General features: G+C 28.5%; 20 protein-coding genes and 8 tRNA genes. 8 read left to right on the plus strand and 20 right to left on the minus strand.

Translation table 11 applies throughout. The features are described 5' to 3' along the window. Positions 1-55 precede the first annotated feature (55 nt). The 20 genes from ACNSOS_RS09765 to ACNSOS_RS09860 all read right to left on the minus strand — a co-directional run bounded on the left by ACNSOS_RS09765 (position 56) and on the right by ACNSOS_RS09860 (position 13,861). Positions 56-1,723 carry a cation acetate symporter gene (locus ACNSOS_RS09765; RefSeq protein ID WP_418185142.1) on the minus strand — a complete coding sequence of 556 codons (1,668 nt, stop codon included), beginning with the start codon at positions 1,721-1,723 and terminating at the stop codon, positions 56-58. After that, a complete protein-coding gene (locus tag ACNSOS_RS09770; RefSeq protein ID WP_113893702.1) occupies positions 1,723-2,040 on the minus strand; it encodes a DUF485 domain-containing protein in 318 nt (105 codons plus the stop codon). The genes ACNSOS_RS09765 and ACNSOS_RS09770 overlap by 1 nt, the downstream gene beginning before the upstream one ends. Before the next feature lie 223 nt (positions 2,041-2,263). After that, entirely contained in the window at positions 2,264-3,910 is a 1,647-nt protein-coding gene (locus ACNSOS_RS09775) for a cation acetate symporter (RefSeq protein ID WP_418185143.1), read from the minus strand. Then, positions 3,910-4,221, minus strand: coding sequence for a DUF485 domain-containing protein (locus ACNSOS_RS09780; RefSeq protein ID WP_258238022.1), 312 nt, complete (start codon positions 4,219-4,221; stop codon positions 3,910-3,912). Before ACNSOS_RS09780 ends, ACNSOS_RS09775 begins: the two co-directional genes overlap by 1 nt. A gap of 121 nt (positions 4,222-4,342) precedes the next feature. Further along, the gene (locus ACNSOS_RS09785) at positions 4,343-4,978 is read right to left on the minus strand and encodes a 3'-5' exonuclease (RefSeq protein WP_113908545.1); all 636 of its coding nucleotides are present in this window, start codon (positions 4,976-4,978) and stop codon (positions 4,343-4,345) included. Between the two features lies 1 nt (position 4,979). Then, positions 4,980-6,800, minus strand: a complete 1,821-nt coding sequence (locus tag ACNSOS_RS09790; protein ID WP_418185144.1) for a DUF294 nucleotidyltransferase-like domain-containing protein — start codon at positions 6,798-6,800, stop codon at positions 4,980-4,982. Positions 6,801-6,820: 20 nt separating this feature from the next. Continuing rightward, positions 6,821-8,518, minus strand: coding sequence for a VC_2705 family sodium/solute symporter (locus ACNSOS_RS09795; protein WP_418185145.1), 1,698 nt, complete (start codon positions 8,516-8,518; stop codon positions 6,821-6,823). Continuing rightward, the gene (locus ACNSOS_RS09800; protein ID WP_418185146.1) at positions 8,519-8,776 is read right to left on the minus strand and encodes a sodium/substrate symporter small subunit; all 258 of its coding nucleotides are present in this window, start codon (positions 8,774-8,776) and stop codon (positions 8,519-8,521) included. A 74-nt stretch (positions 8,777-8,850) separates the two neighbouring features. Further along, positions 8,851-9,513, minus strand: coding sequence for a response regulator transcription factor (locus ACNSOS_RS09805; RefSeq protein WP_418185147.1), 663 nt, complete (start codon positions 9,511-9,513; stop codon positions 8,851-8,853). Beyond that, complete coding sequence (locus ACNSOS_RS09810; RefSeq protein ID WP_418185148.1) at positions 9,494-11,080, minus strand: cache domain-containing protein; 1,587 nt, start codon at positions 11,078-11,080, stop codon at positions 9,494-9,496. The genes ACNSOS_RS09805 and ACNSOS_RS09810 overlap by 20 nt, the downstream gene beginning before the upstream one ends. A 69-nt stretch (positions 11,081-11,149) precedes the next feature. Further along, positions 11,150-11,226, minus strand: a tRNA-Asp gene (locus tag ACNSOS_RS09815). A gap of 14 nt (positions 11,227-11,240) precedes the next feature. Then, positions 11,241-11,316 (minus strand) — tRNA-Val (locus tag ACNSOS_RS09820). A 33-nt stretch (positions 11,317-11,349) separates the two neighbouring features. Next, positions 11,350-11,424: transfer RNA gene (locus ACNSOS_RS09825), tRNA-Glu, on the minus strand. A gap of 21 nt (positions 11,425-11,445) precedes the next feature. After that, positions 11,446-11,521, minus strand: a tRNA-Lys gene (locus ACNSOS_RS09830). A 21-nt stretch (positions 11,522-11,542) separates the two neighbouring features. Further along, positions 11,543-11,619, minus strand: a tRNA-Asp gene (locus ACNSOS_RS09835). A 14-nt stretch (positions 11,620-11,633) separates the two neighbouring features. Then, positions 11,634-11,709: transfer RNA gene (locus ACNSOS_RS09840), tRNA-Val, on the minus strand. Positions 11,710-11,731: 22 nt separating this feature from the next. Then, positions 11,732-11,806 (minus strand) — tRNA-Glu (locus tag ACNSOS_RS09845). 19 nt (positions 11,807-11,825) lie between these two features. Then, positions 11,826-11,901 (minus strand) — tRNA-Lys (locus tag ACNSOS_RS09850). 58 nt (positions 11,902-11,959) lie between these two features. Next, positions 11,960-12,463 carry a CinA family protein gene (locus ACNSOS_RS09855; RefSeq protein ID WP_418185149.1) on the minus strand — a complete coding sequence of 168 codons (504 nt, stop codon included), beginning with the start codon at positions 12,461-12,463 and terminating at the stop codon, positions 11,960-11,962. Between the two features lie 42 nt (positions 12,464-12,505). Beyond that, positions 12,506-13,861, minus strand: a complete 1,356-nt coding sequence (locus ACNSOS_RS09860) for an FAD-dependent oxidoreductase (protein ID WP_113895052.1) — start codon at positions 13,859-13,861, stop codon at positions 12,506-12,508. A 249-nt stretch (positions 13,862-14,110) separates the two neighbouring features. Between ACNSOS_RS09860 and ACNSOS_RS09865 the strand changes: the two genes are divergently transcribed. From ACNSOS_RS09865 to tsf, 8 genes are all read left to right on the plus strand, one after another. Next, a complete protein-coding gene (locus tag ACNSOS_RS09865; RefSeq protein ID WP_418185150.1) occupies positions 14,111-14,317 on the plus strand; it encodes a hypothetical protein in 207 nt (68 codons plus the stop codon). Between the two features lie 184 nt (positions 14,318-14,501). Next, positions 14,502-16,448: a TonB-dependent siderophore receptor gene (locus tag ACNSOS_RS09870; RefSeq protein WP_418185151.1), complete on the plus strand. Its 1,947-nt coding sequence runs from the start codon at positions 14,502-14,504 to the stop codon at positions 16,446-16,448. 172 nt (positions 16,449-16,620) lie between these two features. Next, on the plus strand, positions 16,621-19,347 hold the full coding sequence (gene ileS / locus ACNSOS_RS09875) for an isoleucine--tRNA ligase (protein WP_418185152.1): 2,727 nt from the start codon (positions 16,621-16,623) through the stop codon (positions 19,345-19,347). A gap of 125 nt (positions 19,348-19,472) precedes the next feature. Then, on the plus strand, positions 19,473-19,748 hold the full coding sequence (locus tag ACNSOS_RS09880; RefSeq protein ID WP_113895050.1) for a NifU family protein: 276 nt from the start codon (positions 19,473-19,475) through the stop codon (positions 19,746-19,748). 4 nt (positions 19,749-19,752) lie between these two features. Next, positions 19,753-20,349 (plus strand): hypothetical protein, encoded by a 597-nt coding sequence (locus tag ACNSOS_RS09885; protein ID WP_113895049.1) that lies wholly within the window; start codon positions 19,753-19,755, stop codon positions 20,347-20,349. Further along, a complete protein-coding gene (locus tag ACNSOS_RS09890; RefSeq protein WP_418185153.1) occupies positions 20,327-21,610 on the plus strand; it encodes a UDP-N-acetylmuramoyl-L-alanyl-D-glutamate--2,6-diaminopimelate ligase in 1,284 nt (427 codons plus the stop codon). The genes ACNSOS_RS09885 and ACNSOS_RS09890 overlap by 23 nt, the downstream gene beginning before the upstream one ends. Positions 21,611-21,776: 166 nt before the next feature. Continuing rightward, complete coding sequence (gene rpsB / locus ACNSOS_RS09895; RefSeq protein WP_113908534.1) at positions 21,777-22,571, plus strand: 30S ribosomal protein S2; 795 nt, start codon at positions 21,777-21,779, stop codon at positions 22,569-22,571. Position 22,572: 1 nt separating this feature from the next. Continuing rightward, positions 22,573-23,616, plus strand: a complete 1,044-nt coding sequence (gene tsf / locus ACNSOS_RS09900) for a translation elongation factor Ts (RefSeq protein WP_418185154.1) — start codon at positions 22,573-22,575, stop codon at positions 23,614-23,616. The last annotated feature ends 6 nt before the right edge of the window (positions 23,617-23,622 follow it).

Raw genomic sequence — 23,622 nt, forward strand, 5'->3', positions numbered from 1 at the left:
TCCCCTTTTAAGTCGTAGTGCAAAATCAAGAAGAATTATCTCTTCTTGATAAGTTTTAGTGAGAAACTGCTCCTGCAGATCCAATTCCCGTGTTTGCTCTTACATTTTGTGCTCTAAATCTAGCTCTTTCTTCTTTAGCTTTTTCAGAGTTATCTATAATAGAAAACAACCAAATTCCTAAAAATGCAACTGTAACAGAGAATAATGCAGGGTGAGCATAAGGGAATATTGCCTTTTCATTACCTAATATTTGAACCCAAACATTTGGTCCTAAAATTACAAGTGTAACAGCAGTAATTAGTCCCATAAATCCACCTATAAATGCACCTCTTGTTGTTAGTTTACTCCAATAAATTGATAAAAATAGTATAGGAAAATTTGCCGATGCTGCAATACCAAAAGCAAGTCCAACCATATATGCAATATTTTGTGACTCAAATGCAATACCTAGCGTAACTCCAACTATTCCAACAATTATAACAGTTATTTTTGAAATTTTAACAACTTTTTCATCACTTGCATTTGGATTTATAACATTTGCGTAAATATCATGTGAAATAGCACTAGCTCCTGCTAATGTAAGTCCTGAAACAACAGCTAAAATTGTAGCAAAAGCAACAGCTGAGATAAATCCTAAGAAAGCATTTCCTCCTAGCATATGAGATAAGTGAACAGATGCCATATTACTTCCACCAAATAAAGTTCCACCTTGTAAATATGCTACACCATTTGTGAAGTATTGTGCTCCAGCGTCACTATTTAAAAATGCTATTGCTCCAAGTCCAACAATAGATATAATAATCCAAAAATATGCTACAAATCCAGTTGCATAAACAACAGATTTTCTAGCTTCTTTTGCATTTCCAACTGTAAAAAATCTCATTAAAACATGTGGAAGACCAGCAGTTCCAAGCATTAAAGCCATACCTAAAGAAATAGCTGAAATAGGATCAGATAAAAATCCTCCTGGTTTTAAAATATCTTCGCCTTTAGTATGATTTTCAACAGCTTGAACAGCTAATTCTTCAAAATTAAAGTTAAAGTGCCATAAAACCATAATAGCCATAAATGATACCCCAGATAAAAGTAGTACAGCTTTTATAATTTGTACCCAAGTTGTTGCTAGCATTCCACCAAATGTTACATAGATAATCATTAATGCTCCAACCATAAATACAGCATATTCATAATCCATTCCAAATAAAATTTGTATAAGTTTTCCAGCACCAACCATTTGAGCAATTAGATACAAAATAACAACACTTAAAGAACCAAATGCAGCTAAAGTTCTTATCTCTTTTTGTCCAAGTCTATATGCAGCAATATCTGCAAAAGTAAATTTACCCAAATTTCTTAGTTTTTCTGCCATAAAAAATAAAATTACAGGCCAACCAACTAAAAATGATACAGCATAAATAACTCCATCATAACCATTCATATAAATAAGTCCAGAAACTCCCAAAAATGCAGCTGCACTCATATAATCTCCAGCTATTGCTAAACCATTTTGAAATCCACTTATTCCTCCACCTGCTGTATAAAAATCACTTGCAGATTTTGTCTTTTTTGCTGCCCAATAAGTTATCCCTAATGTTCCAGCAATAAATACTAAAAACATAGCAATTGCAGCTATATTTAGATCTCTTTTTCCTTCAAATGTTGCATCACCTGCTGCAAATATACTTACAGCAAAAATTGATATTAGTGTTAATATTTTTAGCATTATAATAAATCCCTTACATCTTTTTTGATTTCATTTGTCAAATCATCAAATTCACCATTTGCTTTTTTAACATAGATTAAAGTTGTCAAAAAACTTATTATAAGTATTGCTAAAGCTATTGGAAATGCTATTGTTGTAACATAACCTTCAGCAACTTTTAAAGAAAATAGCTCTTTATTAAAAGCTATTATAGTAATGTAAGAATAGAACATTACTAAAACAAAGATACCTAACTTTAGTGCTAAAGAGTTTCTTTTCTTTAACAATTCTTGGTATTTTGGATTGGCTTCAATTTTATCAACCAATTTATCATTCATACTTATTCTCCAACCTTTTTATTTTTATCTATAAATAAAGATAAATTAGCTGATTATACAAATATAATTGTTTTTTTCTATTTTATAATGTAAAAATTATGTATAAATTTAAATTATTATGTAAAATTGTAACAAAAAATAATATTTTAATTATTATATTTAGTTATAAAAATTAAGTGTTTTTTAAGAAAACTAAAGAGAGATATCTCTCTTTAGTAAAATTTTAGTGTGATACAGCTCCATCAGCACCAATACCAGTTTCAGCTCTAATTCTTTGAGCTTCAAATCCAGATTTGTCTTCTTCTGCTCTAGCTGATTTATCAGTTATAGAGAAGAACCAAATTCCAATAAATGCTGCAAGTATAGAGAATAATGCAGGTTGTGTATATGGGAATATAGCACTTTCAAATCCAAATATATCAACCCATACTGTTTTACTTAATACAACTAAAAGTATAGCAGTGATAAGTCCTAAGAACCCACCAATAAATGCACCTCTTGTTGTTAATTTTGACCAATAGATTGATAAAATTAATATTGGGAAGTTAGCTGATGCTGCAATAGCAAATGCAAGACCAACCATGAATGCAATATTTTGATTCTCAAATGCAAATCCTAAAAGAATAGCAACTATACCAATAACTAAAACTGTTCTTTTAGAAACTTTCATCTCTTCAGCATCTGTAGCTTGACCTTTTCTAATAACGATTGCATATAAATCATGTGCAATAGAGTTAGAAGCGGCTAGTGTAAGACCAGCAACAACGGCTAAAATAGTAGCAAAAGAAACAGCCGCAATAAATCCTAAGAAAATATCTCCACCAACAGCAGCAGATAAGTGTACAGCAGCCATATTATTTCCACCAATAATACCTTTAAAGTCAATAATTCCATCTTTAAAGTAAATTGCACCTTCAGGGCTTAGTAAGAAAACAACAGCACCTAAACCAACAACACCGATGATTAAATAGAAATAACCAATAAATGCAGTTGCCCAAACAACAGATTTTCTAGCTTCTCTTGCATTTCCAACTGTAAAGAATCTCATAAGAATATGTGGTAATCCAGCAGTTCCTAACATTAAAGCAAGTCCTAATGATACAGCAGAAACTGGATCAGCAACGAATGGACCTGGTTTTAATATAGCTTCACCTTTAGGGTGCATACTAACAGCTTCAGCTGCCAAACTACCAAATGAGAAACCATAGTGTGAAAGAACCATTATAGCAATAAATGTTACTCCAGATAGAAGTAATACAGCTTTGATAATTTGTACCCAAGTAGTAGCAAGCATACCACCAAATGTTACATAAATAATCATTAATGCACCAACAATTATAACTGACCAAGCATATGGAATATGGAATAATAATTCAATTAATTTTCCAGCTCCAACCATTTGAGCAATTAAATAGAAAGTTACAACTGTTAAAGAACCAAATGCAGCAAGAATTCTTATTTTTTGCTCATCAAGTCTATATGCAGCAATATCTGTAAAGTTAAATTTACCTAAGTTTCTTAATTTTTCAGCCATTAAGAATAGAATAATTGGCCAACCAACTAAGAATCCAATAGCATAAATCATACCATCAAATCCATGTAAAAAAATCATTCCTGAAATACCAAGGAATGAAGCAGCAGACATATAATCTCCAGCAATTGCTAGACCATTTTGGAATCCTGAAATTCCACCACCTGCTGTATAGAAATCTGAAGCAGATTTTGTTTTACTAGCAGCCCATTTTGTAATACCCATAGTTCCTACGATAAATACAAAGAACATTATAACAGCAGGAATATTTACTGTTCCCCCATCAGATGCAAATAATGCTAATGATGATAAACCTAATAAAGATAGTATTTTTAACATTATAGAATATCCTTTACATCATTTTTAATAGACATTTCTAAGTCTTCAAATTCACCATTTGCTCTTAAAACATAAATAAGAGTTGAAACAAATGCAATAACGATAATAGTTGCGGCAATAGGCCATGCAACAGTCATAACTTCACCAACTTTTGTAGCGAAGAACTCTTTATTAAATGCGATAACTAAAACGAAACCGTAATAAACTACCAAAATAAAGATTGCTAATTTAATAGCAAAAGAACTTCTTTTTGAAATAAGCTCTTTGTATTTAGGATTAGATTTAATCCTTTCTACCAATTCTTTGTTCATTTTTTCTCCTAAAATAAGATTCATTGAAATAGTAAAATATCTTAGTTGCAAAAGCATAGCATTTAAAAAAATATTGGAAAAAAATATTTAGAAAGTGTAGAAATACCAGAAAATGGTATTTCTATAGCTTATTTTTTTGAGAATTGTTTTGTTTTTGAATTTCTTTTAGTTTTAAAAATATCATAGAAGTCATAATTGCATCATTTAAAGCATCATGTTTTCCTAAAACTGGAATATCAAGAAACTTCATAATAGTGTCAAATTTTAAGTCTATAAAACCATAGTTTGCAGTTGATTTTCTAATATCATAATACATTCCTGATACTTCAATCGCTTCATTTGGAAGTTTTATTCCGATTAATTGTTTTGTATATTTAGAAATTATTGACATATCAAACTCTATATAGTATCCAACAATTGGACGAGAACCAATAAATTCTAAAAGTTTGTAGATAGCATCATCTGGCTCAATAGCATTTTGTAAGTCAATCTCTCTTAATAAATGGACTTTTATTGATTCTGGATTTATATTTTTTGATGGTTTTAAGAAAATATTAAATGTCTTTCTCATTAAAACTTTATTTTCTTTAATTAAAACTGCACCAATAGATAAAATTTCATCTTTTTTAGGATTTAGACCTGTTGTTTCGCAATCCAAACTTATAAATTCTCCATAAGGAGCCTCGTCAAAGAGAAAATCATACTTTTTATCTAAAAGCTTTTTTCTTTGCCATTTTCTAATTAAATTTTTAAACATATTAGAAAATCTTATTTAAATTAAATCTATATGTTATGAAATTTTTAAATTCATTTACAATTTTAAAAGACTCTTTTAGTAAATCTCTTTCTATTTTCCCTAACTCTTCTATATCTATTTCATTTGATATAGGTTTATTTTGTTGTAGAAGATCTAGTTGATTTTTTAATCTTAAGGTATTTACTATCTCAAAAGCTTCTATTAATTCTGCAGCTTTGTCTTTTTCTAAAATATTTTTTTGTTCAAGAATTTTTATTCTTTTTACAGTTGTAGTTTCTTTGATTTTTTCTCTTAAACTTAAGCTTCGTATTCCTTGAACTATTGGAAATATCGCAGCCTTTTTTATATTTATAAGGTTGTTTTTTCCCATAAAATTAGATATTGTTGTAGGTGTTTCAAAGGCTGTTGTTGATTTTGCGAAATATGCCATAAAAATATCATTTTGAATCTTTGATGATAAAAATTCTTTTAATTCAATTAAAAGATTTTTATCTCCTGCAACTGCAAAGGCATCTACAAATATAGCCAAATCCAAAAAGTTCTTCATATCTTGAGTGTTATTTAGCCATTTTATAATAGTAGATTTAAAATCACTAAAAGATTTGCACCAATATGGATTCGAAACCATTATATTGCCATCACAAGGAGGATAACCTAAAAATATTAAGCTATCTGTAATTTGTTGCATATAAGGTCTATATTGTTCAACATCTATACCATCTTTTACAATTAGCCCATTATCTTGGTCTGTTTTTACTATTTGTTCATTTCTTCCTTCACTTCCCATAACGAATAGACAAGCATCTTTTTGTAAGTTTTCAGGAAGTATTAAAGAAAAAATCTTTTGATAAACTTTAGTATTTAATTGACCTATAAGATTTGAAATATGATGTATTTTTACACCTTTTGCTTGTAAGCTTAGTATAATATCTATAAAATCTTTGCTTGCATCTTTTAAATCTTCTATATTTTTTGCATTTTTTATCTTTGATTCTATTACATATGTATGATTTGCGAAGTGCGATAATATATCTATTTGCTCTAATACTCCTATCATTTCACCATTGCTATTTGTAACTCCAACTCTTTTTATGTTTTTTTTAACTAAAATTGTAAGCGCTTCAAATAAATAATCATCATTTTTTATAGTCAGAAGTGGAAAAATAGCTATGTCTTTTACAGGTATTGATAGATCTCGTCCTTGAAGTAGCACTTTTACTTTAAGTAAGGAATCCGTGATGATTCCATACTCTTTTGTATTTGATTGAACGATTATAGTTGATGTTTTATATTGCATTGATTTATCAATTGCATCTATTAATTTTGTATTTTCATCAACAAGACAAGCTTCGTGAATTAGAGTATCTTCAACTTTTGCAATCATAAAAGATGATAGTTGTGAAGTGTACTCTTTATCTTTTAGAGTTTGGATTTTATTTACTAAGTCCTTTAAAAAAAAATCTTTAAAATCTTGATTTTTTTCTATTAAAGATAAAAAAGCTTTTTTGTCTATTTCATAGCATATAAGTTCTTCATGAACTTTAAAAGTATGTTCACATTGTCCATAAATTAAAGAGTTTGAATCAAAAGTGTCTTCACTTTGATAATCCATAACTACAATATTTTCTTTAGAATACTCATAAACTGACCCTTTTATAATTATAAAAAAGTAATTAGGTATTTTTTCAGGTGCTATTAATATGGTGTCTTTTGGATAATACGCTATATCCATATGTTGTACACACATAGCCATTTGGCTAGGTGATAAAACTTCAAATGGATGTATTTTTGATAAAAAACTCTCTTGATCTTGAATGCTCATCTTTACTCCTTGTGTATTGGTTATGTAAGCCTAATAAAATCAACAAATTCATCAATGTCTTTTGGTGGTTTTGATGTGAATTTTGAAACAATTATTGTAACAATAAAGTTAAAAATAGCTCCTAAAAATCCTATTCCTTCAACTCTTATATTAAAAATAAAGTTTTCATTCATATATAAACAAATAATACTATAAATTAAAGTAAATATTAATCCTGTTAATATACCAAAAATAGCACCTTGTTTATTTGTTTTTTTATAGAAGATTCCTAAAAATAAAGTAGGAAATATTGTAGCTGCACAAATAGTGAATGCAACAGCTACTGTTTGTAAAATAGTAAAATTTGGAATATAAAATAAAGTTGCTAAAACTATAATTATGATGATTATAAGTTTAGATAGTAAAACTTTATTTATTTTATTTGTTTTTAGATTTTGTTCCAATAATTCGTATGATATTGTTGTTTTTATAAGTAAAATTAGCCCAGTTATTGTAGACAATGTTGCAGCTAAAGCTCCAGCTAATACTAAGGCTATAATCCAATTTGGAAGGTTTGCAATCTCTGTATTTAAAAGTGCTATTGCATCTGGATTGATATTTAATTCTCCAAAGTTATTTTCACCACTTTTTAAATCTATAATTCCATTTTGATTGTTGTCTTCAAATTTTACTAATCCTATGTTTTGCCAAATAGTTAGCCATTTTCCGCTATTTATTTTATTATCTTGGGTTTTTATTTCATCATTTATAAAAGCTTCATATTCTATGTTATTAGTATTCTCTACAATATTTAAAGTTGAAATAGCAAAAATAGAAAGCATTGATGTATAAATAACAGATATAAAAACTAATGCCCAGAAAGCAGATTTTCTAGCAGATTTTACTGTTGGGTTTGAGAAAAATTTAATTATAATATGTGGCAAGCAAGCAACACCTAGTATTAAAGACATAGTAATTAAAACAGTATTTAATAAGTTTAAATCAGAATTTGGTATAAATCCTAAATCATCTAAAACTTGCTCGAAGGCGAGTAAAAGATGAGTTCCTTCTTGAACAGTATTAGAAAGAGCAAAAGATGTTTTTGAAAAAATTGCTAATTGAGGTAAAAATGTTGTTGTAAATTGAATAGTTAAAAATATAGCTGGAGTCATAAATGCAAATAAAATAATGATATATTGTGCAATTTGTGCATAAGCCATATTTCTCATTCCTCCAATAAATGCATAAATTAAAGTTATACACATACCCAATAATAAACCAGTTGTTAAATCAAGTTGAAAAATTCTTGAAAATATTATTCCCACACCTTTTAATTGTGCTGAAATATATATAAAAGATATCAAAACTACTATAAAAATAGATATTACTTTTATAGATTTTGAGTAGTACCTTTTTTCAAAAAAACTTGGAATTGATAGAAATTGTGCCTTGTGTAAATATGGAATAATAAGAGTTGAAAGTAAAACAAAACCACCAATTAAACCTATAATGTAGGATATACTTCCATATCCATAACTTAAAAAAGCACCGCTTAAAGATATAAAAGTAACAGCACTTATAAAGTCAACTGCAATAGAAGCTCCTCCAAAAATAGGATGAAAAGTATTTTTAGCAATATAAAAATCCTTTGTAGAACTAGCTCTTGTCCATAAAGCTAAACCAAAGTATATTGTAAACGATACACCTACAAATAAATATATTAGAGATTGTAGTTCCATTTATTTTAAAATCTCATATTTTTTCTCAATTTGAGATATTTTTTTATTATAAATATATAGTGTAAAAATAGAGAAATAAATAGTTAATTGACCACTTATAAAATATCCTAGTTTTGTACCAAAAATTTCTATTTGATTATAAAAATCTATGAAAATTATCCCAAAAATTATAGAGAATATAAAAAATGGTATAACTAGATTCAAAATTAATATAATATTATCTTTAAAAAAGGATTTTTCTAATTCTTGATTGCACATAACTGTCCTTATAAAATTAGGGAATTATAGTTATGAATAGTAGCAAAAACATAGCAAAAAGCTAAGTTTTATGTTTATACTGAGTAGTATCTATCGATTTTGTAGCCAAGACCACGAATATTTTTTATAAAATCTTCTTTTAAGGCTTTTTTTAATCTTGAGATTTCAGCTCTTATTGTTGGATTATCTATATTTTCAGCATCCCAAACATCAACTCTAAATCTTTCAAAATCTACAATCATATTTATATTTAGGGCTAAAATATGTATTATTTCAAGTTGTTTCTTTGTAAGATTTTGTGGTTCACCATTAAAATATAGAGTTTGTTTATCTTTTGAATAAGAGTAATTTTCAGAAAATCTAATATGAGAAGTATTGTTTTGTTCTTTTTTTAGAATTTGATTTATTTTTATACCCAATTCTCCTAAATGAAAAGGTTTTTTTATATACTCTCTACAACCCAATTCGTAGGCTTTAGTTATATCTTCTATATCAATTTGAGCAGATATAAAAATAGTTGGAATGTGAATTTTCTTGATATTTAATTCATTTAAAAGTTCAAATCCATCAATTGTTGGAACATTTACATCTAAAATAAGTAAATCATATCCATTGGAAATATTATCTAAAGCATCTTTCCCATCTAAAAAATTTTCTACCATATGACCTATATTTCTTAAATATTCGCAAATAGCAGTATTTAACATTAATTCATCTTCAAGAAGTAGTATTTTCATTTATTTTAAACCTATAAGTAAATTTTGTCTCTTTTTTATCTGATAATATAGATATTGTAACGAAATTCTTATCACAAATTTCTTTTACAATTTTTAAACCTAATCCAAATCCTCCTCGAGAAGAATTTTCTCTATAAAAATCTTCAAAAATTCTATCAACATCATCAATACTTTTCGAGTTTGTAGTTACACTAAATTCTATATTTTCATCATCTATATAAAAAAGTTTTATGAAAATTGCAGATGTACTAAAAGAATATTTTACAGCATTAGATAAATTATTATCTATTACCCTTTGAAGTTCAGTTGAATTAAATTTGATATATACATCATCTTCAATATTTTTTATAAAATATAGTGAATTTGATTTGACAATTTCATCAAAAAATTCTAATCTTCCTTTTAGAATATCAGAAAAGTTTAAATACTCTTTTTCATAAATTACTCTATCTTTTTTGATTAAATAAGATAAATCATCATATATATATTGGATTATTTTTGAACCTGATTCTATATTTGTAATATAATTATTCTCTGGAACTTTCATTTTAAGTAGATCAATATTTGTTCTTATAATAGCTAATGGTGTATTTATTTCATGAACAGAATTTTTTATAAATTGCTTTTGTGATTCAACTAAATTTGAAAGTTCTTTTGTTTTTTCATTAACCTTAAATTCTAAATTTTTATTTAATTCTTCAAGCATAGTAGTTTTTAGTTTCATATTTGTCATGGCATCATTTGCATAGTTTGCTATTACTTTGAATTCACCAAAAATAATCCTATTTTGATTTATTGGATTACTATTTTCCTCTGATTCTTTAAAATATTTTCCAATTTCTTGAACATCTTTTACGATTAATATGGTTGCATTTTTATAGATAAATATTGAATATAAAATAAGTAAGATTGTTAAAGATGTAATTTGTAAAGTATAGTTAGATATTTTTTTATTATATTCTTCTTCTTTTTGTTTTATTAATCTATCTATTTCATCAAGATATACACCTTTGCCTATTATCCAATTCCATTTATCGTAAGATTTTACAAACGATAGTTTATTTTTTTCTTTGTGTATTTCTGGCTTTGACCAAAAATAATCGACAAAACCACCATCAACATTTTTAGAAGCTTCTATTAATTCTAAAAGAACTTTTTTACCATTAAAATCTTCGAAATCTGAAAAATTCTTTCCAATATTTGTTTTATCTATCGTGGCATTGTATATTAAAGTTGCATTATCATCATAAATAAATATATATTCATTTGGATCAGGGCTTATTGAAATTTTTTCTAAAGCTTTTAAAATATCTTTTTTTATTTCATCATCTGATTTTTTGTACTTATTCTCTTCATAATAGTAATCAATAAATTTTAAAATATAATTCACATAGTTTTTTAATAAGTCTTTTTGATTATTTGTATAGTCAACTTTTAAAGTATGTACCTTTTCTTGTAGTTCATCATGAGCATTATTAATAATAATAAATGTAAAAAAGGAGATTAAAATAACTATAAAAAATATACTGTATACAATTAAGTGATAAAGACTTTTGGCTTTTAACATTTGCAACCTTATGTAAATAAAGTGTAATGATAACTAGATTTTAATAATAAAGAGTTAAATTTATTTAAGTGGCGCGGCCGACGAGACTCGAACTCGCGACCTCCTGCGTGACAGGCAGGCATTCTAACCAACTAAACTACGGCCGCACCTAAATAAACAATGGTGGTCGATATAAGACTCGAACTTATGACATCTACCTTGTAAGGGTAGCGCTCTACCAACTGAGCTAATCGACCAATTAAGTGGATTTATAGTTGTATAATTGACCTTGGTGACCCCTAGGGGATTCGAACCCCTGTGGCATGGATGAAAACCATGAATCCTAACCGTTAGATGAAGGGGCCAAGTTATACAACAATAAAAAGTGGTGACCCGTGATGGATTCGAACCATCGGCCTCCTCATTAAAAGTGAGATGCTCTACCGGCTGAGCTAACGAGTCAAAATAAAAAAGTTATTTAAGTGGCGCGGCCGACGAGACTCGAACTCGCGACCTCCTGCGTGACAGGCAGGCATTCTAACCAACTAAACTACGGCCGCACCTAAATAAACAATGGTGGTCGATATAAGACTCGAACTTATGACATCTACCTTGTAAGGGTAGCGCTCTACCAACTGAGCTAATCGACCAATTAAAGTTACATATTGACCTTGGTGACCCCTAGGGGATTCGAACCCCTGTGGCATGGATGAAAACCATGAATCCTAACCGTTAGATGAAGGGGCCAAGTATGTAACAATAAAAATGGTGACCCGTGATGGATTCGAACCATCGGCCTCCTCATTAAAAGTGAGATGCTCTACCGGCTGAGCTAACGAGTCATTTAAAATATTTTAAGTGTTCTACTTAAAATGGACTGGAATTATAGTGCAATTTATTTTAATTGTCAAGAGTTTTTTTCACAAATTTTAAAATTTGTTTTAAAGCTGTTTGTGCAGCTTGTTTTTGTATCTCTTCTCTTTTACCTTTAAAGTTAAATATTTTTACTTTTTTATGCCCTAAATCATTGCAACTTCCAATAACGACCATTCCTACAGGTTTTTCTTTTGTTCCACCTAATGGTCCTGCAATTCCTGAGATTGCAATAGCAAAATTTGAATCAAACTTTTTAATAGCACCTTCAAGCATCTCTTCAACCACTTCAATGCTTACTGCACCAAAACGATCTAAAGTTGATTTTTTAACACCTAATTCTTTTTCTTTTATATGATTTGAGTAGCTGACAATACTTCCATTGAAAATATCAGATGAACCAGATATTTTTGTAATCATACTAGAAACTAATCCACCAGTACAAGACTCTGCTGTTGTAATTGTTTTTTGTGATTTGCGTAAAGTATTTTGTAATTTTTGCATATTTTTGTTAGAGAATATTTTTGACATAGAAAGCCTTTATAAAAAAGGGCTTTTAAACCCTTTTTAAAATTATTTTTCTGTAAAATCAGCTAAGAATTGTTCTTCGTGGAAAGCCTTTCCTAAATATTTACAAACTTCTTTGATATCTCTTTCAGCATTTCCTAAACAAGAAGTAGCACCTGGAGATGGAGTCATATTGAAAATAATTCCATTACCTGGATTGATTGAAGCTTCTCCAAGCATTAGTTTTTTCTCTTCTTTATTTAAAACTTGTGGTCTTACTCCCCCAAATCCTTTCGCATACTCAATATCTTCTACACTTAAAGAAGGAACAATTTTTTGTGCATCTTGAACGAATAACTTTTTATTAATCCCAGGAATTTCAAATAAGAAATTTTTAAATACATAGTTTCTTATTTCACTGTCTTTTATTAAATCCCAGAAAATTTTCATAATATTTCCATCAAAATTCATAGTTTTTAAGCATTGGAAGAATGATTTTCCACCTTTATATCTTTCTAAAACTAATAGTGCAAGAGCAGTTGGTCCAAATCTAGTTTTCCCTTCACATAAAATATCTGGATCACCATGAAGTGCTGCAAACGGTAATTTATCATTTTGTACCATATAAACTTTTCCATTTAAATATGTACCATTTGTAATATAAAATGACCCAGCCATAGATAAAGAACCCATATGTTTTCCATATCCCATTTTATGTGCTAAGTATAAAGAGTGTGCACCAGCATTTACAACAACAAAATCAGCAGTATAAACAGTACCATTTACTGTTGTAACTTTAAATTTGTCAGCAATCTTTTCTATTTCATCAACTTCAGAATTAAAATATACATCAGTTGTTTTTTCACTGTTTGCATTTTGACCAGCTTTTACAAGCTCTTTTGTCATAGCTCCAAAATCAACAGTTGTATATTGGTCATTTGTTCCCATAGCAACTATTGGTTCTGGTCTATCTTTAGTTCTTTCTTTATCTGCATAAACTAAAAGTGGTTCTTTCTCTCTTAAAGTTTCTTTATCCCATAGTTCTAAATAAGGGAAAATTTCTTTAAATTGATTGTATCTATTTGTGATAAATTCAACTTCTTTTTCACCAACTCCTAACGCCATTTTTTGGTGTTTGAACATAATTTTATCTTGAAGATCATACATAAGATTGAATTTTTCAATCATTTTTGCTGTTCTTTTTGTTATTTTTGCTTTGTCAAAAGTATAATTTGTCTCAATATCTCCAACGTGAATAGTTTGAGAATTACTTGTTCCTTTTGAATTCAAAGTTGCTAAATCATCGTACTTTTCAAGTAAACAGATACTATTTACATCAGAATATTTTGCTAGCTCAAAGAATAAAGCTGCACCAGAAATCCCACCACCTACAATAATTACTTCATAGTGTTTTGCACTCATTTTTTTCCTATCCTATATTTTTTTCAAAATTTTGCAAAGATTCTATCATATAATATTTTTATTTTAGTTTAACAGATATATAAATATATTTCCTAATAAAATATTTTAGAATAGATTATTTTTGTTACCAAAAGTAACTCAAACTAGCAAATTTCAAAATTCTTTTGCAAAAATTGTCCATTTTTTTCATTTAAATCGTCTTACTATATAGAGAAACAAATTCTCAAAATTAATACAAAGGATTAGAAGATGAAAAATAGAGTTTTCATTTCAGTTATAACATCAATGATGTTAAGTGGAACAATGTTAAATGCAAAAGAGATAAGTTTGCAAGAAGCAGTAGAGAATATAGTAAAGAAATATAATGTAACATATATTTCAAAAGCTAATAACCTGAAAGATAAAAGTATAGATTCCCAAAAAGTGAGTTTCAGGGGGGGGTACGGTATTAGATAGTTTAAATAGCATATTAAATCCCAATGAATTAAAAGCTATACAAGAAGATGGTGTAATATATATAATAGAAAAACCAAAATATCAAAACTTTGGTAATACTACTGTTTTAGATGAAATATCTGTAAATAGTGGAAATTATCTAGGAAGTACAACAGAGAACTCAAACTCATACACAACAGGAAGTATGAGAACAGCTACAAAACTTGATTTATCTATCCGTGAAACTCCACAATCAGTATCAGTAATAACACAACAAATGCTTGAAGATAAAAAAATAGATGATTTTTCTACTTTGATGAAAAATGTTACAGGTGTAACTGTAAGTCGAACTGCTGACCCACGAACAGCTTATTACTCTAGAGGTTTTTTTATGGATTATTATCAATTAGATGGTATACCAACATCTCAAAATGATTTTACTGTAAATAATTATAATATGGATAAGCTTGATAGAGTTGAAATAGTAAAAGGTGCAAATGGACTTACAACTGGAGCAGGAAATCCTGCAGCTTCTATAAATATGGTAAGAAAACATGCCAACTCAAAAGTCTTTAAAGGTGATATAGATGTAAGTGCTGGTAGTTGGGATACTTATAAACTAAAAACAGATATTTCAACACCATTAAATGAAGATGGAAGTATAAGAGGAAGATTAGTAGCAAGTTATAAAGAAACAGATACTTTTAAAGATAGATATCATCAAGAAAATGATTTAGTTTATGCAGTAATTGACGCAGATATTACAGACAATACTACAATTTCAGCAGGTGCAAGTTATGAACTAGATGATAGAGATATTAATGGTATGCCAACTTTTTATATAGATGGAACAAGAACAAACTTTGCTAGGTCAAAAAACTATACAGCAGATTGGACATCTTGGGATACAGAAATAAAATCATATTTTGCAAGTGCAAAACACTATTTTGATAATGACATATTAATAAATACTATATATACACACAATGATATGAAGACAAAGGATAGATTAGTTGGTATTTTAAGAAATAGTTTGAATAAAGATGGCTCAGGATTAAGTTATGGTGTGATGCATATGCCACAAGAAATAAAAGAGGATAATGTAGATATTTATAGTTCTATTCCTTTTAAACTTGCAAATAGAGAACATGAGATTATTGCAGGTTTTCAATACAATAAACAAAATGCAAAACAAACATGGAAGGGTGGTCCAACTTTTATTATAGATAATTTATTTACTCAAGATGGAAGTGGGCTTGTTAAACCGAGTAGTACAATATCAGTTCCAAATTTTGTAACTGAATCTAAACAAACAGCTTTTTATCTTACAGGTAAATTTGAAATAATTGATGATTTAAAACTTATTCTTGGAGGAAGATTAACAAATTATGATTATCAATCAGATAATGATAGATTTAGTATTTATGAAAAATATGATTTCACAAATGAATTCACACCATTTGTTGGTTTAGTTTATGATGTGAATGAAAATCACTCGGTATATGCTAGTTATACAGATATTTTTAAACCACAAAATGCAAAAGATATAGATGATAAGCTTTTACATCCAATTTTAGGAAGAAATTATGAAGTTGGAATTAAAGGTGAGTATTTTGATAAAAAATTAAATATGGGATTAACTGTATTTAGAATAGAACAAGATAATTATGCTGAAGATACATGGGTAACAAATCCTAATACTGGAAATAATATTTGGGAATCAAAAGATGGAGTTGTTTCAAAAGGAGTTGAACTTGAAATTTCTGGAAAACTTACTGATAATTGGGATTTAAGTGCTGGATTTGCAAACTATGAAGCAAAAGATGGAGAAAAAAATAAAATTAATACTACAAATGCTAGAAATAATATAAATATTTTTACAAAATATAGTATAAATGACTTTAGTATAGGTACAGGAGTTAATTGGAAAAGTAAAGGCTATTCAAGAAATTCATCTGGAACACGAGAAATTAAACAAGATGCATATGCAACAGTTGATGTGATGGCATCTTATAACTTTAGTAAAAATTTATCTGGACAGTTAAATATTAATAACTTATTTGATAAAACATATTATTCTGGATATAACGGTACTGCTTATAACTATGGAGAACCAGTTAATGGAATGTTGAGTTTGAAATATAAATTTTAGTATTAAATAAGAAATAAAGAGAGTTTTTTGCTCTCTTTATTTAATTCATCATTTTTTATTACTTTTCTCATCAAATTGCCTTAAAAATCATTAAATATAAGTTTTAAAATATATTTAGATATAATCTATCCTTTAATAAAACTATAAATATTTGAGAATAAAGGTGTTAAGAATGGATTATAAAGATAGTTTATTGCTTCCAAAAACAGAATTTCCTATGAGAGGAAATCTTCCGCAAAATGAACCATTGAAATATAAACAATGGGATGAAAAAAAAGTTTATGAAAAGATGAAAAAAAACAGAGAAGGTTGTGAGTCATTTACACTTCATGATGGACCTCCTTATGCAAATGGAAATATACATATAGGTCATGCTTTAAATAAAATTTTAAAAGATATTATCAATAAATTTCACTATTTTGAAGGAAAAACTATAAGATATGTTCCAGGTTGGGACTGTCATGGACTTCCAATTGAGCAAAAAGTTGAAGAAAAAATAGGAAGTGAGAAGAAAAAAACTATTGCAAAATCAAAACTTAGAGAACTATGTCGAGAACATGCTACAAAATTTGTAGATATTCAAAAAAATGAATTTAAACAACTTGGAGTTATCGCTGATTGGGACAATCCTTATTTAACTATGGATTTTAAATTTGAAGCAAATATTTATAGAGAATTATGTGCTATTGCAAAACAAGGATTATTAATCCAAAGAAGCAAACCAGTTTATTGGTCTTGGGCAGCACAAACTGCACTTGCTGAAGCTGAAGTTGAGTATGAAGATAAAACTTCTCCATCAATTTATGTAGCATTTAAACACCAAAATCTTGATGCAAGTTTGATTATATGGACAACAACACCTTGGACTCTTCCAGCAAATCAAGCAATTGCTATAAATCCAGAAGAAGAATATGTAAAAACTAGTGATAAATTTATAGTAGCAAAGAAACTTTATAATTCATTGATTGAAAATGAAGTAATAAAAGGTGAAATAGTTGAAATTATAAATACAAAAGAGTTAGAAAATACAAAAGCTATAAATCCATTAAATGGTAGAGATTCTGTAATTATTTTTGGAGATCATGTTGAAATGAGTGCTGGAAGTGGTGCTGTTCACACTGCACCTGGTCATGGTGAAGATGACTACAAAGTATCGCTTAAATATGGAATTGAAGTAATTATGCCTGTTGATGCTTTTGGAAAATATGATGAAACAATAGTTAGAGAAAAACTTTTTAAAGATACTTCTAAATATTTAGGTTTAAATGTATTTAAAGCAAATGATTTAATTCTTGAAGAGTTAGGTTCAGCATTGCTTAAAAAAAGTGATATAAGACACTCTTATCCACATTGTTGGAGAACTCATACACCAATTATTTTTAGAGCAACAAAACAGTGGTTTATATCAATAGATGATAAATATGGAAATAAAAACAAAACTTTAAGAGAAAATGCACTTGAAGTTGTAGAAAATCTAAAATTCTATCCAGAATGGGGAAGAAATAGACTAAAAGCAATGCTTGAAGGTCGTCCTGATTGGTGTATTTCAAGACAAAGAGATTGGGGAGTTCCAATCGCATTTTTTAGAAATAAGAAAACTGATGAAATCATCTTTGATGAAAAAGTTTTAAATTATACAGCTATGATTTTTGAGCAAAAAGGTTGTGATGCTTGGTATGATTTGGAAGTTAGTGAACTTTTATATCCTGGAAGTGGATTAAACCCAGATGATTTAGAAAAAACTTTAGATATTTTAGATGTTTGGTTTGATAGTGGAAGTACACAAAATGCAGTTTTAAGAAGTAGAAATTACGATGCTGGAACTTTCCCTGCTGATATGTATCTTGAAGGAAGTGACCAACACAGAGGTTGGTTCCAATCTTCACTTCTTACAACTTTAGCAAGTAGCGAAATCGCACCTTATAAATCAATTTTAACTCATGGATTTACTGTTGATGAAAAAGGTGAAAAAATGAGTAAATCTAAAGGAAATGTTGTAGCTCCTGACAAAGTTTTAAAAGAGTATGGAAGTGAGATTTTGAGACTTTGGGTTGCTATGAGTGATTATCAAAGTGATTTAAAAATCTCTGATAATATCTTAAAACAAAATGGTGAACTTTATAGAAAGATAAGAAATACGGCAAGATTTTTATTGGCAAATATTGATGGTTTAGAAAAAATAGTTGATGTTTCACAAATGGGAATTTTGGATAAGTGGATTTTAAATAAAGCTAAAAAAGTATTTGATGAAATAGAACAATCTTTTAATGCTTATGAGTTCTCAAAAGGATTAAATAAGTTAAACAATTTTTTAGTTGTTGATTTATCTGGGATTTATCTTGATGTTTGTAAAGATAGATTGTATTGTGATGATAAAAACGATATTCATAGAACAGCGTCTCAAAGTGCGATGGCACTAATTGCTAAAAAGCTTATATCAACTATGGCTTGTATATTGACATATACTATGGATGAGCTTTTAGAGTATGCACCAGCTATTATAAAAGAAGATTGCCAAGATATATTTGATTTTAAAAAGTTTGATTTACCAGAAATTCAGTCAAATATCAATGAAGAGTTATTTTTAGAAGCTAAAGAAAAATTCTCTGAAGTAAAAGATGCTTTAAGTAAAGAAAAAATTATAAAATCAACTTTAGAGTTGGAAATCTCTACAAATTGTGAAGAGTTTTTAGCTTTAGATGAAGTTGAATCAAGTGATTGGTTCTTGGTTAGTTCATTATCAAATAAAGAAGCTAAAGATATTTTAGGAAGTTTTAAAATAGAAGATAAAGAGTTTAAAATATTTAAAGCAACAGCACATAAATGTCCAAGATGTTGGAAGTTTACAGCAAATGATGAAGAATCTCTTTGCCAAAGATGTGAAGAAGTAGTAAAATAGGAAAAAAATGTTTCAAGAAGAAGTAACTTTAAACTTTATATTTCAAACAATAGCAGTTCTTTTGGTACTAACTGCTATTGGAATATATTTAGTAAATAAGAAGAAAAAAAAGTAAGGAGATAAAGATGTTTCCATTTACAGATGAAGATTTACAAGAGCCAGTAAAAAATATTGTTGAGAAAAAAATATCTCCAATGTTAGCACGAGATGGTGGTGCAATGGAACTTTTAGCTATCAAAAATGCAAAAGTTTATATTCAGCTTCAAGGTGCATGTGTTGGTTGTAGTGCAAGTGGAAGTACATTGAAATATGTTGTTGAAAAAGAGTTGAAAAGTGCAATACATCCAGATTTACAAATAATAAATGTTCCAATAGGGCAAGAAAACTATTTAGAGGATTGAAATAATGGTAAATGAGAGTAGATTATTAGATGATGCTAACTCTTTGTTTATGCAAAGAAGATTTGATGAAGCTTTATTTTTATACTCTTTATTAACTTCACATTTTCCAGAAAATAAAGAGTATAAACTCTATCCATTATTTTGTGATATAGCTTTAGAGGATGAAAATAAAGCTATTGCTTTATTTGATTATTTCACAATCGTTAAAGCCAATGATTTAGATGAAGCTATAAAATATATGGAAGATATGATAAATGCTTATGATGGTGATGTTGAAAAAATGATGAACTTGCTAAAAGAATTTAGTGATTCAACTGTTGATTCTCTTGAAGCCATAAAATATGATGATTTTAAAAAACTAATAGAAGAAAGAGGTTCTTTTAAAATTGCTTTTGAAGATATTATGTTTTCAACAAAAGTTGCTATTGAAACAAAAGAAGATTTTTATGATTTTGTTACAAAACTTATAGAAAATGGCTTTAGTAGTACAGCGTACAATTATTTAGAAGGTTTTAATGAGTACTTTACTTATGATAAAGAGATTTTAAAACTATATGAAAAATTAGAAGAGAAAAAAAATGAAACTAATCATAAAAGATAGAATTTTTACAGATAATACAATCGAACTTGAGCAAAATAGTGTTTTTGTAGTTTCAAAACAAAATGAGCAATATAAAGATATTGCATTAAATGGTGGATTTGAAATAATAAATGCAGATGAACTAAAAAATTATTTGGATATGAGTTCTATTAAAGTTATTGGAATAACTGGAACAAATGGAAAAACAACAACAGCAACAACTATTTATAATATTTTGTTAAATTTAGGATATAAAGTTGCACTTCAAGGTACAAGAGGATTTTTTATAAATGAAAATCAAGTTGAAGATTATTCTTTAACTACTCCTGTTCAAATCGGAAATTTTACACATATTCAAAAAGCTATACAAAATGCTTGTGAATTTTTTATTATGGAAGTAAGTTCTCATGCAATAGAACAAAAAAGAATTGAGGGATTGGATTTTGCTTTAAAGCTTCATACAAATATCACAAGAGACCATCTTGATTATCATAAAACTATCGAAGAGTATATAAGAGTTAAAAATCTTTTTTTAAGTGATGAAAGCAAAAAACTTATAAATATAGATGATAAAGTTGTTAAATACAATCCTACAAATGCTTTTACCTACTCTTTAGAAAATAATTCAGACTATAAAGTAAATAAATATGAGTTTGAACATGGTATGAAAGTAGAGTTTTTGTACAAAGATAAAACTTATACATTTTTTTCAGAAATGATGGGAATTTTTAATATTTACAATCTTATGGCTAGTCTAGGAGCAGTTCATATTTTGACAAATAGAAAATTAGAAGATATTTGTAAAACATTGGAAAATTTTGGAAGTGTTAGTGGTAGAGTTGAAGTTGTATCTTTAAATCCACTTGTTATTGTAGATTTTGCACATACTCCTGATGGAATGGAAGAAGTTTTAAAAAGTTTTCCTAATAAAGAGATAATTTGTGTTTTTGGTGCTGGTGGGAATAGGGATAGTGCAAAACGACCACTTATGGGAAAAATTGCACAAAAGTATTCAAAAAGTATAGTTGTAACTAGTGATAATCCAAGATTTGAAGAGCCAGAAAGAATTATTGAGGATATTTTAACTGGTATATATGATAAATCAAATGTTATAGTTGAAGTTAATCGTGTAGAGGCTTTGAAAAAGGCTATTGCAATGGCAAATGATAAAAGTGTAGTTCTAGTTTTAGGTAAAGGTGATGAAGCTACACAAATTATAAAAGATAAAAAATATCCATTTAGTGATAAAGAAGAGATCTTAAAAATATTAAACAAATCTTAATGTAATTTGGATATAATCGCAGTTCTATTTTTCAATTTTTTGAAATTTAGTACCTCACATGTATCAATCCTTGTTCGGGTTGTGTTGAGTGTAAGCTTTGCATTAAGGGATACAGAGGCTAAACCCATACAAAAAATAAAACAAATTAATTCAAGGAGAATTACTCATGGTTACTATGAAAGACCTATTAGAGTGTGGTGTACACTTCGGACACCAAACAAGAAGATGGAATCCAAAAATGAAAAAATTCATTTTCGGTGTTAGAAAAAATATCTATATTATAGATTTACAAAAAACGTTAAGATATTTCAGATATACATACAATGTTGTTAGAGATAGAGCTGCTGAAGGTCAAACAATGATTTTTGTTGGAACTAAAAAACAAGCTAGTGAAACTATCAAAAAAGCTGCTGAATCTTGCGGTATGCCATATGTAAACCACAGATGGTTAGGTGGAATGCTAACAAATTTTGGAACAATTAAAAAATCAATTAGAAAATTAGAAATTATTAAAAAAATGAGAGAAGAAGGTCAAATAAACCTTTTAACTAAAAAAGAAGCTTTAATGCTTACTAGAAAAGAAGAAAAATTAGAGTTATATCTTGGTGGAATTAAAGAAATGAATAAATTACCAGATATGATGTTTGTTCTTGATGCAGTAAAAGAGAAAATTGCTATTGCTGAAGCTAGAAGACTTGGAATTACTGTTGTAGCTCCACTTGATACAAACTGCGATCCAGATGTTGTTGATTTACCAATTCCAGGAAATGATGATGCTATTAGATCAATTCATTTATTCTGCAACGAAATGGCAGCAGCTATGAACGAAGGTAAAGCAGCACTTGCTGATGCAAATGGTGAAGAATTTGTAGAGCCTGTAACTCAAACTGAAAAAGATGAAGTTTTAGCTGAAGCTATGGCTGAAGGTGAAGAAGTTGCTTTTGAAGGTGAGGAAGCATAATATGGCTGTTACACCACAATTAATTAAAGAATTAAGAGAACTTACTGGTGCAGGAATGATGGACTGCAAAAATGCTTTAAATGAGACTGGTGGAGATTTAGATAAAGCTGTTCAAGCTTTAAGAGAAGCTGGACTTGGAAAAGCTGCTAAAAAAGCTGGAAATGTAGCTGCTGAAGGTTTAATTGCTATTGAAATAAATAGTGATAATACTAAAGGTGTAATTTTAGAGCTTAATGCACAAACAGATTTTGTTGCTAAAAATGAGAATTTTATTAACTTGACAAAAGAGATTACTTCTCATGCTGCAAATAATGGAATTAAAGATGCTGAAGCTTTAAATAGTTCATCAATTAATGGACAAGAGTTTTCAACATTTTTAGCAGAAAAAATTGCAACTATTGGTGAAAATATTGTTGCTAGAAAATTATCAACTTTAAGTGGAGAAGTTGTTAATGGTTATGTGCATGTTACTGGAAGAACAGGTGTTATCTTAGCAGCAAAATGTGATGCTGGTGTTAAAGATAAAGCTGCAGCATTATTAAGAAATATTGCAATGCATGCAAGTGCTATGAAACCAACAGTTATATCTTATACAGATTTAGATCCAGCATTTGTTGAGTCTGAAAATAGAGCTATTAGAGCTGAGATTGAAGCTGAAAATGATGAATTAGCAAGATTAAAAAAACCGTTGAAAAAAATTCCAGAATTTGTCTCTAAATCTCAATTAACGCAGGAAGCAATTGCAGCTGCAAAAAAAAGATTTGAAGATGAATTAAAAGCTCAAGGTAAACCAGAAAAAATTTGGGCAAATATTATTCCTGGACAAATTGAAAGATTTATCACTGATAATACTCAATTAGACACAAGATTTGCACTTTTATCTCAAGCTTATGTTATGAACGACAAACAAACTGTTGAACAAGCTATTGCGGAAGTTGATGCATCTATTCAAATTACTGGATATGTAAGATTTGAATTAGGTGAAGGAATTGAGAAAAAAGAAGAAGATTTCGCAGCTGAAGTTGCAAAACAAATGGGAAAATAACATAGT

Source organism: Aliarcobacter vitoriensis, from assembly GCF_048320235.1.
In the GTDB taxonomy this organism is placed as follows: domain Bacteria; phylum Campylobacterota; class Campylobacteria; order Campylobacterales; family Arcobacteraceae; genus Aliarcobacter; species Aliarcobacter vitoriensis.